The 16,836-nt window shown below is 68.7% G+C and carries 12 protein-coding genes; 9 read left to right on the top strand and 3 right to left on the bottom strand.

Features of this window, described 5'->3' with window-relative positions; translation table 11 throughout:
• The first annotated feature begins 150 nt into the window (after nucleotides 1-150).
• Genes pgaA through pgaD form a run of 4 tightly spaced genes read left to right on the top strand, consistent with a single transcriptional unit; the run spans nucleotide 151 to nucleotide 6,452 of the window.
• Nucleotides 151-2,622 (top strand): poly-beta-1,6 N-acetyl-D-glucosamine export porin PgaA, encoded by a 2,472-nt coding sequence (gene pgaA, locus ABE485_RS12565; protein WP_346515625.1) that lies wholly within the window; start codon nucleotides 151-153, stop codon nucleotides 2,620-2,622.
• Between the two features lie 19 nt (nucleotides 2,623-2,641).
• Nucleotides 2,642-4,675, top strand: a complete 2,034-nt coding sequence (gene pgaB / locus ABE485_RS12560; protein WP_346515624.1) for a poly-beta-1,6-N-acetyl-D-glucosamine N-deacetylase PgaB — start codon at nucleotides 2,642-2,644, stop codon at nucleotides 4,673-4,675.
• Complete coding sequence (gene pgaC / locus ABE485_RS12555) at nucleotides 4,672-6,009, top strand: poly-beta-1,6-N-acetyl-D-glucosamine synthase (RefSeq protein WP_346515623.1); 1,338 nt, start codon at nucleotides 4,672-4,674, stop codon at nucleotides 6,007-6,009. Before pgaB ends, pgaC begins: the two co-directional genes overlap by 4 nt.
• On the top strand, nucleotides 6,006-6,452 hold the full coding sequence (gene pgaD / locus ABE485_RS12550; RefSeq protein ID WP_346515622.1) for a poly-beta-1,6-N-acetyl-D-glucosamine biosynthesis protein PgaD: 447 nt from the start codon (nucleotides 6,006-6,008) through the stop codon (nucleotides 6,450-6,452). The genes pgaC and pgaD overlap by 4 nt, the downstream gene beginning before the upstream one ends.
• On the opposite strand, the gene ABE485_RS12545 is transcribed toward pgaD, so the two are convergent.
• A complete protein-coding gene (locus ABE485_RS12545) occupies nucleotides 6,449-7,693 on the bottom strand; it encodes an MFS transporter (protein ID WP_346515621.1) in 1,245 nt (414 codons plus the stop codon). The two genes, pgaD and ABE485_RS12545, sit on opposite strands and share 4 nt — an antisense overlap.
• 164 nt (nucleotides 7,694-7,857) lie before the next feature.
• Here ABE485_RS12545 and ABE485_RS12540 point away from each other — a divergent pair, with 164 nt between their 5' ends.
• Together ABE485_RS12540 and ABE485_RS12535 are read left to right on the top strand one after the other, a co-directional pair.
• A complete protein-coding gene (locus ABE485_RS12540; protein WP_346515620.1) occupies nucleotides 7,858-8,691 on the top strand; it encodes an AraC family transcriptional regulator in 834 nt (277 codons plus the stop codon).
• A gap of 238 nt (nucleotides 8,692-8,929) precedes the next feature.
• On the top strand, nucleotides 8,930-11,521 hold the full coding sequence (locus tag ABE485_RS12535; RefSeq protein ID WP_346515619.1) for a penicillin-binding protein 1A: 2,592 nt from the start codon (nucleotides 8,930-8,932) through the stop codon (nucleotides 11,519-11,521).
• 64 nt (nucleotides 11,522-11,585) lie between these two features.
• Here ABE485_RS12535 and ABE485_RS12530 read toward each other — a convergent pair whose 3' ends face one another.
• Nucleotides 11,586-12,299 (bottom strand): metallophosphoesterase, encoded by a 714-nt coding sequence (locus tag ABE485_RS12530; protein ID WP_346515618.1) that lies wholly within the window; start codon nucleotides 12,297-12,299, stop codon nucleotides 11,586-11,588.
• 187 nt (nucleotides 12,300-12,486) lie between these two features.
• Here ABE485_RS12530 and ABE485_RS12525 point away from each other — a divergent pair, with 187 nt between their 5' ends.
• A complete protein-coding gene (locus tag ABE485_RS12525) occupies nucleotides 12,487-13,662 on the top strand; it encodes a PepSY-associated TM helix domain-containing protein (RefSeq protein WP_346515617.1) in 1,176 nt (391 codons plus the stop codon).
• Entirely contained in the window at nucleotides 13,659-13,856 is a 198-nt protein-coding gene (locus tag ABE485_RS12520) for a hypothetical protein (protein ID WP_346515616.1), read from the top strand. The genes ABE485_RS12525 and ABE485_RS12520 overlap by 4 nt, the downstream gene beginning before the upstream one ends.
• 57 nt (nucleotides 13,857-13,913) lie before the next feature.
• Here ABE485_RS12520 and ABE485_RS12515 read toward each other — a convergent pair whose 3' ends face one another.
• The gene (locus tag ABE485_RS12515; protein WP_346515615.1) at nucleotides 13,914-14,741 is read right to left on the bottom strand and encodes an aldo/keto reductase; all 828 of its coding nucleotides are present in this window, start codon (nucleotides 14,739-14,741) and stop codon (nucleotides 13,914-13,916) included.
• A 269-nt stretch (nucleotides 14,742-15,010) separates the two neighbouring features.
• Here ABE485_RS12515 and ABE485_RS12510 point away from each other — a divergent pair, with 269 nt between their 5' ends.
• Nucleotides 15,011-16,816 carry an ABCB family ABC transporter ATP-binding protein/permease gene (locus ABE485_RS12510; RefSeq protein ID WP_346515614.1) on the top strand — a complete coding sequence of 602 codons (1,806 nt, stop codon included), beginning with the start codon at nucleotides 15,011-15,013 and terminating at the stop codon, nucleotides 16,814-16,816.
• Nucleotides 16,817-16,836 lie beyond the last annotated feature (20 nt).

Below are 16,836 nucleotides of genomic sequence, written 5' to 3'. Positions count from 1 at the left end.
GCGGCTCACTCCCACACACAATCCGTCCCGTCCCGTGTCACGGGCGCTTTTTGCGGGCCCGCGGCCGCAGCCGGCCAAGCCGGCGACGCCCCGCTCCCCTGGGCGGCGGGCTCATGGACGCCCCGAATCGCAACTGCGGAAGTGCTACAGATGCCAAACCTAGGACCGAAGCGGCCGCAAGCCGCCGGATCGAGACTGAACCTGATGGCGGCCTGCGCCGTACTGGCCCCGGCGCTGGCGCTGGCCGGACCGGCGGACGGCTACGACGCGCTGATCGAACGCGCCCGCGCCGGCGACTACGAACCCGCCCTGGCAATGCTGCGCCAGCAAGGTCCGGCGGCCGGCGAACGGTCCGTCCATGATCACATCCTCATCGCCGGCTGGGCCGGCAGGCCCGCCGAAGCCATCGCGGCCTACGAGACCCTGCCGGCGGACGCCCCCCTGCCTGCGTCCGTCCAGCTGGCCGTGGCCCGGGCCTACCGCGACGCGCACCGCTGGCCCGAGGCGCTGGAGCGCTACCGCAGCGGCCTGCACCGCCACCCGGCCCAATCCGCCTTCGCGGCCGGAGAAGTCATGACGCTGGCCGACGCGGGACAATTCGCCGCCGCCAGGCAGGCTGGTGAACGCTGGGTGAAACGCAGCCCCCGCGACGCCGACGCCCGCCTTGCGCTCAGCTACGTGTACGCGCGCCAGGGCCTGCCCTTCGAAGCGCTGCACCAGGCGGACCAGGCGCTGGCCAGCGCCCCCGGCACGCCCTACGTGCTGCGCGAGTACGTGCTTGCGCTGCAGGGCGCGCGGATGGCCGACGTCGCGCTGGAACTGGCGCGCCGCCACCCCGATCTGTTCGACGCCCGCCAGATGCGCGCCCTGGAGGCCGACGCCCTGGCCCAGCAGGCGCGGCTGGCGGGCATGCCGGCGCGCAGCGAGGCCGAACGCTACGCCATCGCCGACCGGGCGCTGGCCGGGTACGACACCGCGATCGCCGCCTGGAGCCAGTTGGGCGCCGAGGCCCGCGACGACGTGCTGCGCGCCCGCATCGACCGCCTGCACGCCCTGCACGCCCGCGTGCGCATGCAGGAGCTGACGCAAGCCTACGAGGCGCTGCTGGCGGAGGGCGTCCAGGTGCCCCGCTACGCGCTGAACGACGTGGCCTCCGCCTACCTGTACGTGCGACAGCCCGAGCGCGCCCGCGACATCTACCGGCAGGTGGCCGCCGACGACGCGTTGCGCGGCGACGATCCCGAACAGCGCCTGGCGACGCAGACCGGCCTGTACTACGCGCTCGCCGAAGGCGAACAGTACGCGGAGACCGGCGCCGTCACGGACGCGGTCGAGTCGGGCAATGCCCCCTGGCTTTACTACAAGGGCCAGGCCACGCGCATGCCCAACGACCTGAACCTGGAAAGCAGCCAGACGCTGGCCGCCGCCCGGCTCCAGGCCGACGACACCGTCGCCGCCCAAGAGCGCCTGGAACACATGGTCCAGAAGGCGCCCAACAACTCCGGACTGCGCGCCGATCTGGCCACCGTGTATCGCGCCCGGTCGCAGCCCCGCGCCGCCGAGATCGAACTGAAAATGGCCGAGACCCTGGCGCCCCGCGGCCTGGCCGTCGAGAACGGCCAGGGCTTCACCGCGCTGGACCTGCAGGAATGGCGGCAGGCAGAGGCGCTGTCCGCGGACACGCTGGCCCGCTCCCCCGAGAACCTGACCAGCCGCCGGCTGGCCCGCGAATGGGAAGTCCACCAGAAAGCCGAACTGGTGATCAGCGGCTACCGCGGCCTGGCCAACGACAGCCCGGTCACCGGCAACGGCGACTTCGGCATCGATGCCGTGCTGTATTCGTCGCCCATCGATTACAACTGGCGCGTCTTCGGCGGCGGCGGCTATGCGGCCGGCGATTTCGAGGAAGGCCGCGGCAACTACCGCTGGCTGCGCACCGGCGTGCAATGGCGCGGCCGCGACCTGACCGTGGAAGGCGAAGTCTCCACCAACGACTACGGCCATGGCGTCAAGCCGGGCGTGCGGCTGTCGGCCGCCTACGACCTGGACGACCACTGGCAGGTGGGCGGCTCGGCGGCCATCCTGTCGCGCGACACGCCGCTGCGCGCGCTGACCAACGACATTTCGTCCAACGCCCTGTCGGTCTACGTGCGCTGGCGCGCCAATGAGCGGCGCGAATGGACACTGTCGGCCGCCCCCTCCCATTTCAGCGACGGCAACAGCCGCTGGGAACTGGGCCTCACCGGACGCGAGCGCGTCTACACCGCGCCGCACCTGAAGGCCGACCTGGAGCTGGGCCTGTCGACCCAGCGCAATACGCGGGACGACGCGCCCTATTTCAACCCCAGCGCGGACTTCATGGCCCTGCCCGGCGTACGCGTGACGCACACGCTCTACCGCCGCTACGAAACCGCCTGGGAACAGATCGGCACGCTGGGCGCGGGCGCCTACAGCCAGCAAGGCTATGGCACGGGCGGCGTCATCGCCCTGGGCTACGGCCAGCGCTACCGCGCCAACGACGTCCTGGACATGGGCGCGATGGTCACCGGCACCAGCCGGCCCTACGACGGCGACCGCGAGCGCGAACTGCGCATCGTGTTCGACCTTGCCTACCGCTTCTGACCCCGGCCCCGGAACCGACATGATGCTCAAACTCCCCGTGCGGCTGGCCTTGGCCGGCCTGCTGCTCCTCCTCTTCCTGCTCCTGACCGCCTGCGCCAAGGACATCCCCGTCTACACGCCGCCCGCCGAGCGCCCCGTCGCGGCGGCCGAAAAGCCCTGGATCAAGGGCCAATTCCTGGCGCTGGCCTATCACGACGTCGAGGATGACGATCCCGATCAGGCCTTTCTCAGCGTGCGCACCGACAAGCTGGCCGAACAGCTCGCCTGGCTGCGCGCCAACGGCTACCAGGCCGTGTCGGTCGACCAGATCCTGGCCGCGCGCCAGGGCGGAAAGCCGCTGCCGGACCGCGCCGTGCTGCTGTCGTTCGACGACGGCTACCGCAGCTTCCACACCCGGGTGCTGCCCATCCTGAAGGCCTATGGCTGGCCGGCCTTGCTGGCCCCCGTGGGCGCCTGGATGGACACGCCGGCCAACCAGCCCGTGGATTTCGGTGGCAGCCCCGAAGCGCGCGACCGCTTCCTGAACTGGGACGAGATCCGCGAGATCTCCCACTCCGGCCTGGTGGAGATCGCGGCGCACACCGACGCCTCGCATTACGGCGCGCTGGCCAATCCCCAGGGCAACACCGAACCCGCGGCCGCCATCCGCGCCTACGACGCGCGGACGCGCCAGTACGAAACCGAGGCGCAGTTCGACGCCCGCATGGGCCGCGACGTCGCCGCCATCACGGAAAAGATCCGCGCCGCCACCGGCAAGAAGCCGCGCGTGTGGGTCTGGCCCTATGGCGCCGAGGGCGGGTCCACGCTGCGCATCACCGCCGAAAACGGCTATCAGCTTGCGCTGACGCTGGAAGACGGCCCCGGCCGCCTGGGCCGCCTGATGTCGACGCCGCGCCTGCTGCTGGCCAGCGATCCGGCGCTCAAGTCCTTCGCCAACAGCGTGGTCGGCATGGAGGCCGAGCCCTTCATGCGCGTGGCCCACATCGACCTGGACTACGTGTACGACCCGGACCCCGAGCAGACCGACCGCAACCTGGGCTTGCTGGTGCAGCGCATCCTGGACATGCAGATCAACACGGTCTTCCTGCAAGCCTACGCCGACCCGGAGGGCGACGGCCTGGTGAAGTCGGTGTACTTCCCCAACCGCTGGCTGCCGATGCGCGCCGACCTCTTCAACCGCGCCGCCTGGCAGCTCCACAACCGCGCCAACGTGATGGTGTACGCCTGGATGCCCGTGCTGGCCTTCGATCTGGACCCGTCCCTGCCGCGCGTCGCGCGCTGGGATCCGGATACCGGACAGGCGGCCCCCGACCCGGACCAGTACCGCCGCCTGTCGCCCTTCGACGCCACGGCGCGTGCGCGCATCGGCGACCTGTATGAAGACCTGGCCCGCTACGCGATCTTCGACGGCATCCTGTTCCACGACGACGCGCTGCTGTCGGACTTCGAAGACGCCAGCCCCGGCGCGCTGGCCGCCTACCGCGCGGCGGGACTGCCGGGCAACATCGCCGAACTGCGGGCGGATCCGGACACGATGCAGCGCTGGACCCGCTACAAGAGCCGCTACCTGGTGGACTTCACCGCCGCGCTGACCGAACGCGTGCGCGCCGTGCGCGGTCCCCAGATCAAGACGGCCCGCAACATCTACGCCCAACCGATCCTGAATCCCGACAGCGAGGCCTGGTTCGCGCAGAACCTGGACGACTTCCTGGGCGCCTATGACTGGACCGCGCCCATGGCCATGCCGCTGATGGAGAACGTGCCCAAGGGCAAGGAAAACGCGTGGCTGGATTCGATGGTCGACACCGTCGCCCGCCGCCCCGGCGCCCTGGCCCGCACCGTATTCGAACTGCAGAGCCGCGACTGGCGCACCGGCCCGGGCCAGCCCGACGCCACGCCCGTCGACACCGAGGTCCTGGCCGGCTGGATGCGGCGCCTGCAACTGCGCGGCGCCCGCAGCTTCGGCTACTACCCCGACGACTTCTCGCAAGACCAGCCCCGGCTGCAAGGCATCCGGCCCGCCATCTCCGAAGCGTGGTACCCCCTCCAATGACTGATCGACTGATTGCCCTGCTGATCCTCTGCGCGGTGCTCGGCGCGCCGTTCGGCTTCACCCTGATGCTGACCGGCGAAGCGCTCCTGGGCTTCGTGTTCTTCTACCCCCTGTTCATGTCCGGCATGTGGATGGCGGGCGGCATCTATTTCTGGTGGCACTGGGAACGGCGCTGGCCCTGGGGCGCCGACCGGCAGGCGCCGGCCCTGGCCGGCTCGCCGCTGGTGTCCATCCTGGTGCCCTGCTTCAACGAGGCGGACAACGGCGAGGAAACCCTGCTGGCCGCGCTGGGCCAGAACTATCCGCACATCGAAGTCATCGCCATCAACGACGGATCGACCGACGGCACCGGCCCGATGCTGGACCGGCTGGCGGGCGAGCACCCGCGCCTGCGCGTCGTGCACCTGGCCCAGAACCAGGGCAAGGCCATGGCGCTGCGCATGGGCGCCCTGGCTGCCCGCAGCGAATACCTGGTCTGCATCGACGGCGATGCGATGCTCGATCCCGATGCTGCCGCCTACCTGGTGGCGCCGCTGATCGACAACCCGCGCGTGGGCGCCGTCACCGGCAATCCGCGCATCCGCACCCGCTCCACCCTGATCGGGCGCATCCAGGTGGGCGAGTTTTCGTCGATCATCGGCCTCATCAAGCGCACCCAGCGCGTGTACGGCCAGGTCTTCACGGTATCGGGCGTGGTCGCCGCGTTCCGCCGCGCGGCGCTGGACCGCGCGGGCTACTGGAGCCTGGACATGATCACCGAAGACATCGACATCAGCTGGAAACTGCAGCGCGACCACTGGTCCATCTTCTACGAGCCGCGCGGCCTGTGCTGGATCCTGATGCCCGAAACCCTGCGGGGCCTGTGGAAGCAGCGGCTGCGCTGGGCCCAGGGCGGCGCCGAAGTGTTCCTGAAGAACCTGCGTTCGATCTGGGTCTGGCGCCATCGCCGCCTGTGGCCGCTGATGGCGGAATTCTGCCTGTCCACCGCCTGGGCCTTTGCCTTCGGCGTATCGGTGCTGCTCTGGCTCATCAGCCAGGTCGCGACGCTGCCCAACAACATGCAGATCGCCAGCCTGATGCCGCCCGCCTTCACCGGCATGATGCTGGCCGTGGTGTGCCTGCTGCAATTCGCCATCAGCATCCTGATCGACCGCCGCTATGAGCCGGGCCTGGCCCGCTCGCTGTACTGGGTCATCTGGTATCCGCTGGCCTACTGGATGGTGAGCCTGTTCACCACGCTGGTCAGTTTCCCCAAAGTCATGCTGCGCAAGCAGGCCGAGCGCGCGCGCTGGACCAGCCCCGACCGCGGCATCAAATCTCCGGACGCATCATGATCATCACCACGCAACGCTCGCGCGCGGGCTACCTGTTTGACCTTGCGCTCACCGCCATCGGCTGGTTCGCCTTCGTCTATCTGTTCGGCGCCGGCATCGTGGCGATCCTGCGCGGGGCCGCGGGCGGCCCCGACGCGCCGCTCCTGCCGGTCTTCCTGCCCACGGTGCACACCCTGTGGAGCTACGTGCTGCTGGCGGCGGCCAACGCCGCGGCGCTGGTGGCCTGGGCCGTCTACAACCACCGCCGCTTCGGCGGCAAGGACCGCCGCAAGCCGATCCGGCCGCTGCCCGACCAGCGCCTGGCCAAGAGCTTTGCCGTCAGCGCCGAGCAGCTGGCGCAGCTGCGGGCCGCGCGCATCGCCATCATCCACCACGGCGGCGCGGGAGACATCGACGGCATCGAACACCGCCTCCCCCGTTTGCAGTCACTGCGCGCGGGCTAGACCCTGCCCACCCTGGGCAGCAGGATGGCCACCACGCCCAGCAGCGGCAGATAGGCGCAGACCTGGTAGACGTAGCCGATGCTGGTGGCGTCGGCCAGCCTGCCCAGCGCCGCCGCGCCCAGGCCGCCCATCCCGAAGGCGAACCCGAAGAACAGCCCCGCGATCATGCCCACCTTGCCCGGCACGAGCTCCTGCGCATAGACCACGATGGCCGAAAATGCCGACGCCAGGACCATGCCGATGATCACCACCAGCACGCCGGTCCAGAACAGGTTGGCGTGCGGCAGCAGCAGCGTGAATGGCGCCACGCCCAGGATCGACACCCAGATCACGATCTTGCGGCCGATCCGGTCGCCGACCGGTCCGCCCACCACCGTGCCCACCGCCACGGCGGCCAGGAACAGGAACAGATAGAGCTGCGCCTCGCGCACCGACAGCGCGAACTTGTCGATCAGGTAGAAGGTGAAATAGCTGTTCAGGCTGGCCAGGTAGAAGTACTTGGAAAACACCAGCACCCCCAGCACGCCCAGGGCGCCCAGGACCTGGTTGCGCGACAGCCCGTTGCCCGCGGCCTCGCGCCGCACGCGCGGCTTGAGCAGGACGCGGTTGGCGCTGTACCAGCGCCCGATCCACACCAGCACCACGATGCCGAACATCGCCGCCAGCGAGAACCAGGCGACGCTGCCCTGTCCGTGCGGAATGATGAACAACGCCGCCAGCAGCGGCCCCAGCGCCGAGCCCACGTTGCCGCCCACCTGGAACAGCGACTGCGCCAGCCCGTGCCGCCCGCCCGAGGCCATGCGCGCCACGCGCGAGGATTCGGGGTGGAACACCGACGACCCCGTGCCCACCAGGACGGCCGCCACGAGCAGCCAGCCGAACGACGGCGCGATCGACAGCAGCAGCAGGCCCACGAGCGTGAATCCCATGCCCACGGGCAGCGAATACGGCTTGGGATGGCGGTCGGTGTAGAGGCCGATGAAGGGCTGCAGCAGCGACGCGGCCAGCTGGTAGACCAGCGTGATCAGCCCGATCTGCGTGAACGTCAGGCTGAACGAGTCCTTCAGCATGGGGTAGATGGCCAACAGGATCGACTGGATCATGTCGTTCATCAGGTGCGCCACGCTGATCGCGCCCAGCACCTTGAAGGCGGTGGAAGGATCGGACGACGCCGCGGGAGCCGCGGCGGGGGATGCGGGCGCGCCGGGGATGCCGGCGGCGGGATTCTGGGCGGAATTCATGGGTCGCACACGAAGAGAATGGGCCTGCCGGCCTGAAGCCGGAACCAGGAGACAGTGTAGGAATCCGCCGCCGGAGCCATCTGCCAATTTTCGTCGGGAAAGTGACAAAATAGGCCGACTCGGCTTTCATGCGCCGGTTCATCCTTTCGTCGGAAGTGACACCCATGCCCGTCCGCCCCGCCCCCGTGCGCGACCCGTCCCGCAGCATCGACGCCCAGGACTACCAGCACCGCCCCCGCGTGGTCACCGCCATGGCCAAGGATTTTGCCGCCGGCGCGCAGACCGGCGCCCACTCCCACCCCCGCGCCCAGCTCATCTACGCGGTCGAAGGCGTGATGCGCGTCACCACGCCCAGCGGGTTCTGGGCGCTGCCGCCGCTGCGCGCGCTGTGGGTGCCCGCGGGCGTGCCGCACGGCGTGGACATGGTGGGCGCCGTGTCCATGCGCTCGCTCTACATCCAGGCCGACGCGGCCCAGGGCTACTGGCCGCAATGCCAGGTGATCGAGGTCAGCGGGCTGCTGCGCGAACTGATCCTGGCCCTGACCGCCGAACCCATCGACTATCCCCTGGGCGGGCGGGTCGAACAGATCGCCGCCCTGATCCTGGCCGAGCTGTCCGCCGCCCGGATCGTGCCCATCCAGATCCCCTGGCCGCGCGACCGCCGCCTGCAGACCATCTGCGCGGCGATCCTGGACCAGCCCGGCCTGCAGCGCGGCATTGAAGACTGGGGCAGCGAAGTCGGCGCCAGCGCGCGCACGCTCATCCGCCTGTTCCAGTCCGAGCTGGGACTCAATTACCGGCAGTGGGTGCAGCAGGTGCGGCTGGCCGACGCCGTCTGCAGGCTGTCCCTGGGCGTGCCCGTGGCGCGGATCGCGTCCGACCTGGGCTATCGCAGCGCCAGCGCGTTCTCGGCCATGTTCCACCGCGCGCTGGGCGCCCCGCCCCAACGCTATCTTCAATCCGTCCCAGATTTCGCTCCCCCGCTGAACGCAAGCTGAAAACCCGGCTTTTCCCTGCAACGGGCCTTGCCGTTTGTGACGGCGCACAATACAGTTCAGGCTTCGCATCGGACGCACGCGCCCGCTGGCGGCGCCCAAGCGCCGCATCCGCGCCCCCCAGAGGCCGTCCCCCTTATTTCACTCGTAGATCGCCTCTTTCCGCCTTCCGCAGATTTGGTTACGGAAACCATATTGCGTGATGGGCGGTCTATAGCGTTCTGCCCTAGAATCGCCTGCAATGAGCACCCCCCAGCAATCCTCCGCCACCCCGGGCGGCAAATCGGGCCTTCCCTGGAAACGTCTCCTGGTCAAAGCGGGTATCGCCGCGGCCGGCGCAGCCGTGTGCGGCGCCGTCCTGCTCGGCCTGGCGCTGGCCCTGGCCTGGCCCAGCCTGCCCGACCTGCACGCCATGACCGACTACCGGCCGCGGGTGCCGCTGCGCATCTACACGGCGGACAAGGTGCTGATCGGCGAATACGGCGAAGAACACCGCAACGTGCTGCGCTTCGATGAAATCCCGCCGGTGATGCGCCAGGCGGTGCTGGCGGCCGAAGACGACCGCTTCTACAGCCACGGCGGCGTCGACTGGATGGGCGTGGCGCGCGCGGTGCTGACCAACATCGTCAAGGGCTCCAAGACGCAGGGCGGCAGCACGATCACCATGCAGGTCGCGCGCAACTTCTACCTGTCGTCGGAAAAGACCTACTCGCGCAAGTTCTACGAACTGCTGCTCACGTTCAAGATCGAATCCGAGCTCACCAAGGACCAGATCCTCGAGCTCTACATGAACCAGATCTACCTGGGCCACCGCGCCTACGGCTTCGCGGCCGCCTCGCGCACGTATTTCGGCAAGCCGCTGTCGGAAGTCACCCCGGCCGAGGCCGCCATGCTGGCGGGCATCCCCAAGGCCCCGTCGCGCTTCAACCCCATCACCAATTTCCCGCGGGCGGAAATCCGCCAGCACTACGTGCTGGGCCGCATGAAGACGCTGGGCTACCTGACGCCCGAACAGGCGGACGAAGCCCTGAAGGAACGCCTGACGGTCCGCGGCTCCGACGGCGCCAGCGCGCGCGGCTTCGCGGTGCACGGCGACTATCCGGCCGAGCTGGCCCGCCAGCTGATGTACGGCGTGTTCCAGGAAGACACCTATTCCAAGGGCATCGACGTCTACACCACGATCGACTCCAAGGCACAGGAAGCCGCCTACCGCGCGGTGCGCGACGGCGTCCTGGACTACACGCGCCGCGCGGTCTACCCGGGGCCGGAAGACCAGGTCGACCTGCCCGACGGCATTGAAAAGGACGCGCAGGCCCTGGACGAAATCCTGGACGGCGTGCAGGAAAAGACGCCCGACAGCGAAGACCTGCTTGCCGCGGTGGGGCTGGCCGCCAGCCCCACCGAAGTCACGGTGGCGCGCAGCGCCCGCGACGTCATCACCATTTCCGACAAGAAGGCGCTGGCCGTCGTCGCCCGGGCGCTCAACCCGAAGGCCGCCGACGGCAAACGCCTGCGCCGCGGCTCGGTGGTCTATATCCACAAGACTGGCGACAACTGGGAAATCATCAACATGCCCGCGCTGCAGGCGGCGCTGGTGTCGATGGCCCCGCAGGACGGCGCCATCCGCGCCATGATCGGCGGCTTCGACTACAACCGCGGCACCTTCAACCGGGTCACGCAGGCCTGGCGCCAGCCGGGTTCGAACATCAAGCCCTTCGTCTATGCGGCGGCGCTGGAACGCGGCCTGACCCCCGCCACGCAGATCTCGGACCAGCCCTTCATGCTGAGCGCGGAGCAGACCGGCTCCAAGGCCTGGCAGCCCAAGAACGACGGCAACCAGTACGAACCCATGCTGACCCTGCGCCAGGGCCTGTACCGGTCCAAGAACATGGTGTCGATCCGCATCCTGCAGGCCATCAGCCCGCAGTACGCCCAGGACTACCTCACCCGCTTCGGCTTCGACAAGTCGCGCTGGCCGGCCGTGCTGCCGCTGGCGCTGGGCGCCGGCGGGGCCACGCCGCTGCAGGTCGTCAACGGCTACAGCGTGTTCGCCAACGGCGGCTACCGCGTCACGCCCTACCTGGTCGACCACGTCACCGACCGCTCCGGCAAGGTGCTGATGCAGGCCCAGCCCGTCGTGGCCGGCGACGCCGCCGCGCGCGCCATCGACCCGCGCACCGCCTGGGTCATGGACGACATCCTGCGCGGCGTCACGGTCAACGGCACCGCCGCCCGCGCGCACCAGGTGCTCAAGCGCAACGACATCGGCGGCAAGACCGGCACCACCAACGACGCCGTCGACGTGTGGTTCTCGGGCTTTTCGGGCAACCTGGCCACCACCGTCTGGATGGGCTTCGACCAGCCCAAGTCGCTGGGCACCAACGAATTCGGCAGCGGCCTTGCGCTCAGCACCTGGCTGGACTACATGCAGCCGGTCCTGAAGGGCGTGCCCGAATCCAAGCCCGCGCCTCGCCCGGACGGCCTGCTGGTCGACAACGGCGAGTACTACTTCTCCGAATTCCCGCCAGGCCAGGCGGTGGCTTCGCTGGACCTGTCCTCCGGCGACGCGCTGACCGACTTCCTGAACAACAACCGCTCCACCGATGGCGTGGACACCTCGGTGAAGCCGCTGACGCCCGGCGGCGCTGCGGCCCCGACCGACAGCCCGGTTCAGCCGCCCCTGATGCCGATCCCCGTGCCGCACGCCGACAACACGCCGGCCGGCGGCCCGCAGGCGCCGGCCGTGGCCGCGCCCGTCGCGGACCCCGATGCAGCCGGCGCGCGCGCCAGCGCCGTCAACAGCCCCGGCACGGTGACCGCCCGGCCGCTGTAAAACAGCTGCGCACAACGCAGAACGGGCGCCGCAAGGCGCCCGTTTCGCTATTCGTTCGGCCCACCTACCCGGCGGCCGCAGCCTCGGTCACGACCTGGCGCGGCCACGCCTGCAGGGATTCAAGGTCCAGGAAGGTGAAGTAGCCCGCATTCCAGCCCTCGGTATCGATGTGATAGACGTTGCCCAGCACCAGCGGCGACGCCACCGGCGTATGTCCCGCCACCACCGCCCGCACGCCCAGGATGCCGGTGCGGTCCATCTGCCGCAGGCGGTCGCGCGACCACTGGCAGGCGGCGCTGGTGCGCTTGTAGCGGTCCTGCAGGGCCGATTCCAGGCGCGGCCAGAACAGCACGGGGCAGTCGGCGTGCAGCAGCCCCACCGCGCCCGCCGAGGTTTCAACCTCGATGGCGATGGGCAGCTTCGTGAAGGCTTCGGCAAAGACCTGCTGGCGCTCGACGGGCAGGTCCAGGAACCAGCCGCCGCCGTAGCCGCGCCAGTTCATCACGTCGACCTGGCCGGTGCGCACGTGGCGGATCGCGTAGTCCTCGTGGTTGCCCTGGACGGCATGGAACCAGGGCTGCGCCAGCCAGTCCAGCGCGGCCTCGCTCTCCGGGCCGCGGTCGACCAGGTCGCCGACGGAAAAGAGCCGGTCCCGCGCGGGATCGAATCCAAGCTCATCCAGGCTTTGCTGCAGGCGGGAAAAATGTCCGTGCACGTCCCCCACCGCGTAGTCGCGGCCGGATTCATTGCGCGGAACCTTCAGGAAACGCTGCTCCATGTTTGCTCAAGACTGCGAAAAGGAAAAACCGACCCTTCTTTTTAACCCGCTTGCTCCGTCCCCGTCTGTCGACGGGCTGAAAGCAGAGGCAAATAGCGTTACGAGAATCGCTCTTGTTCGTGATAATGTGGCCTCTTTCCCAGACTTGCCTTGAAGGGGCCGCGCAAGCCGCTCCCCCGCCGTCGCCATGACCGCCGCGTCCACCATCAAAACCTGGTATCTGGTCCATAAATGGACCAGCCTGGTCTGCACGATCTTCCTGCTCATCATCTGTCTTACCGGCCTGCCGCTCGTGTTCCACCACGAGATCGAGCATTGGCTGGATGACGCCAAGCCGCTGTCGGACGTGCCCGCCAACACCCCGCCGGCAAACCTGGACAAGCTGGTGGACAGCGCGCGGGCGATGTACCCCGGCGAAGTCGTCGATTACCTGTTCTTCGACCCCGACGAGCCCCAGGTGTTCGTGGGCATGGCCAAGAAGCCGGGCGACGGCCAGGTTTCCGGCCACGCCGTGCGCATGGACGCCCGCACGGGCGACGTGCTGCTCGACGGTCCGCTCTACACCGAAGACAAGTTCTCCTTCATGGGCATCATGCTGGCCCTGCACGTGGATCTGTTCGCGGGCCTGACAGGCGAGCTGTTCCTGGGCTTCATGGGCCTGCTGTTCTGCGTGGCCATCGTGTCGGGCGTCGTGCTCTACGGCCCCTTCATGAAGAAGCTGGAGTTCGGCACCGTGCGGGCGGACCGGTCGCCCCGCCTGAAATGGCTGGACCTGCACAACCTGCTGGGCATCGTGACGCTGGTGTGGGCGTTCGTGGTGGGCTTCACCGGCGTCATCAACGAACTGTCGACGCCGCTGTTCCGCCTGTGGCAATCGACCGAACTGCCGCGCATCCTGGAACCCTACAAGGGCCAGTCCGTGCCTGCCGACCTGGCCTCGGCGCAGCTGGCCGCCGACACCGCGAAAAAGGCCATGCCCGGCAACGAGGTCTCGTTCATCTCCTTCCCCGGCAATGCCTTTGGCAGCCCCCATCATTACATCGCATGGATGCGCGGCGACTCGCCCCTGACCTCCAAGCTGAACACGCCCGTGCTCGTGGACGGCAGGACCGGCGAACTCACGACGGTGGCCCGGATGCCCTGGTACCTGACGGCGCTGGAAGTCTCGCGCCCGCTGCATTTCGGCGACTACGGCGGCCTGCCGCTGAAGATCATCTGGGCCGTGCTGGACCTTGTCACCATCGTGGTCCTGGTCAGCGGACTCTATCTGTGGCTGGCGCGCCGCCGCGCCACCGAAGCGCGCATCAACGAACTCATCAGAAAGCACCAGGCCGCCGCCGCCCCGCAAAGGAATCCCGCATGAGCCACACCCAAAGCAAGCGCGGCCGGGGCTTCTTCTTCGTCTGGGGCGCGCCCATCCTGCTGGGCGCGCTGAGCGTCTTCGGGCTGCTGGCCGCCCTGCTCGGCACCGGCGCCTGGCACTGGGCGTCCTGGACCGCGCTGACCATCCTGCTCGTGGTCATCGTGCGCTACTGGGCGTTTCCGATCCAGCAATAGCCCGGGCCGTCCGGCTGGCCGCGCCCCCCGCGCCGCAGCAGCCGCCGGCCTTGCGCCCTATGCGCCGAACTTCTCCGGATCGGGCCCCAGCCGGGCCCCTTCCTTGATCCCGTCGATCGCGGCCATGTCCTCCTTGGACAGCTCGAAATCGAACACGTCGATGTTCTCGCGGATGCGGGCGGGCGTCACCGACTTCGGGATCACGACCAGGTCATTCTGCAGGTGCCAGCGCAGCGTCACCTGGGCAGGCGACTTTCCGTGCTTCTTCGCCAGGTCCAGGATGACCTTTTCCTTGGTGATGTTGCCTTGCGCCAGGGGACTCCAGGATTCGGTCGCGATGCCGTGCCTGGCATGAAAGGACCGCAGTCCGTCCTGCGTGAACCCCGGATGCAGTTCGATCTGGTTGACGGCGGGCGTCACGCCCGACGCATCGATCAGGCGTTCCAGATTGGCCTGCGTGAAGTTGGATACGCCGATCGAACGCGCGCGGCCGTCTTCCTTCATTTCGACCATGGCGCGCCAGGCGTCCAGGAACTTCTCGCTGCCCGCCACCGGCCAATGGATCAGGTACAGATCCACATAGGCCAGGCCCAGGTTTTCCAGGCTGGCGTCGATCGCCTTGTGCGCGTCGTCGTAGCCATGCCTGTCGTTCCAGAGCTTGGTCGTGATGAACAGGTCCTTGCGCGCCACGCCGGCCGAACGCAGGCCCGCGCCCACGCCCTTCTCGTTGCCGTAGATGGCCGCGGTGTCCACCGAGCGGTAACCGGCCGCCAGCGCTTCCTTCACACTGGCGGCCGCCTGGTCGTCCGGCACCTGCCAGACGCCCAGGCCCAACTGCGGGATCTTTCCTCCGTCATTCAATTTCACTGCGGGTACCTTCGCCATAAGACCCTCCGTAGCAAGCAACACGATGCTGGCGCGGCGAAAACGCGCCTGCTCGCGCAGCCAAGGGGGCAGCCGGACGACCCTTGGCTGGAAGAGAAAAAAACGGGCCCGACGCGCTGCGCCCGTGCCGCAATACCTACACTGGCCCCCGGTCAAAGATCGGTCCATCCCAGGGGTTATCCCTCAAATAGTACCGCTGGTGCCCGATAATGCCGTCCAAACGGCCTACAGCCTCCGGCGCAGGCCAGCCTCAACCACGGCATCCGACCATGAATTCTCCCGACGCGCGGCCCGGCAAGGGCGGCGGCCTTTCCGCCCTTCGCACCCTGTTCCCCTACCTCTGGCCGCCCGGCAAGACCGGCCTGAAGGCGCGGGTCGTGGCGGCGCTGCTGTGCCTGTTCGCGGCGAAGGCGGCCACGGTCTACGTGCCCCTGCTGTACAAACAGGCCATCGACGAACTGGGCAAGGGCGCGCCCGGCGCCGTGACGGTGCCGCTGGGGCTGATCCTGGCCTACGGCGCCGCGCGCGTGCTGTCGCTGCTGTTCTCGGAACTGCGCGACGCCATCTTCGCGCGCGTCGGCCAACATGCGATCCGCGCGGTCGGGCTGCAGATATTCCGCCACTTGCACTCCCTGGCCCTGCGCTTTCACCTGGCGCGCCAGACCGGCGGCCTGAACCGCGCCATCGAACGCGGCACCAAGGGCATCCAGACCCTGCTGTCGTTCCTGCTCTTCAACATCCTGCCGACCTTCTTCGAGATCGGCCTGGTCTGCATCGTGCTGTGGAAAATGTTCGACGGCTGGCTGGCGCTGGCCACCGGCGCCACCGTCACGCTCTACATCGCCTACACCCTCGTGGTCACGGAATGGCGCACCCGGTTCCGGCGCCAGATGAACGAAACCGACTCCGAGGCCAACACCAAGGCCATCGAAAGCCTGCTGAACTACGAGACCGTCAAGTACTTCGGCAACGAAGAGCACGAAGCCCGGCGCTACGACGCGTCCCTGATGCGCTACGAGCGCGCCGCCGTGCGCAGCCAGGTCAGCCTGTCGATCCTGAACATCGGCCAGGCCGCCATCATCTCGGTCGGACTGACGCTGGTGATGTGGATGGCCGCCACCGGCATCGCCGAGGGCCGCTACACGCTGGGCGACTTCGTCCTGGTGAACACCTACCTGCTGCAGCTCTACACCCCGCTCAGCTTCTTCGGCTTCATCTACCGCGAGATCAAGCAGGCCCTCATCGACATGGAACGCATGTTCGAACTGCTGGGCCAGGACCGCGAGGTGGCGGACCGCCCGGACGCGCAGCCGCTGCGGGTGGCGGGCGGCCAGGTCGAGTTCCGCGACGTGCATTTCGGCTATGACGCGCGCCGCCCCATCCTGAAGGGCGTGAGCTTCGCCATACCGGCCGGCAAGACCCTGGCCGTGGTGGGCACGTCTGGCGCCGGCAAGTCGACGATCGCCCGGCTGCTGTTCCGCTTCTATGACGCCGACGGCGGCGCGATCCTGATCGACGGACAGGACGTGCGCGACGTGACGCAAGCCAGCGTGCGGGCCGCGATCGGCGTCGTTCCCCAGGATACGGTGCTGTTCAACGACACCATCCGCTACAACATCGGCTACGGCCGCCCCGGCGCCGGCGATGCCGAGATCGAGGCCGCGGCCCGGCTGGCCCACATCCACGACCTGATCCTGACCATGCCCGACGGCTACCAGACCATGGTGGGCGAGCGCGGCCTGAAACTGTCGGGCGGAGAAAAGCAGCGCGTGGCCATCGCCCGCACCATCCTCAAGAACCCGGCCATCTTCCTGTTCGACGAGGCCACCAGCGCCCTGGACACCCACACCGAACGCGAGATCCAGGCCAACCTGCGCGAAGTCAGCCAGGGCCGCAGCACGCTGATCATCGCCCACCGCCTGTCCACCGTGGCCGACGCCGACGAGATCATCGTGCTGGCCGACGGCCGCATCGTCGAGCGCGGTCGCCATCCGGCGCTGCTGGCCCAGGGCGGCATCTACGCCGGCATGTGGGCGCGCCAGCAGGAAAGCGCCCGGGCCGCGCCGGCGGATTGACAAGCCTTGCCCCCTGTCCG

This window comes from Achromobacter spanius (assembly GCF_039673305.1).
GTDB classification, from domain to species: Bacteria; Pseudomonadota; Gammaproteobacteria; order Burkholderiales; family Burkholderiaceae_B; genus Achromobacter; species Achromobacter spanius_F.
Note: the sequence above shows the minus strand (reverse complement) of the source record. Positions and strands in the feature narration are given on the sequence as shown.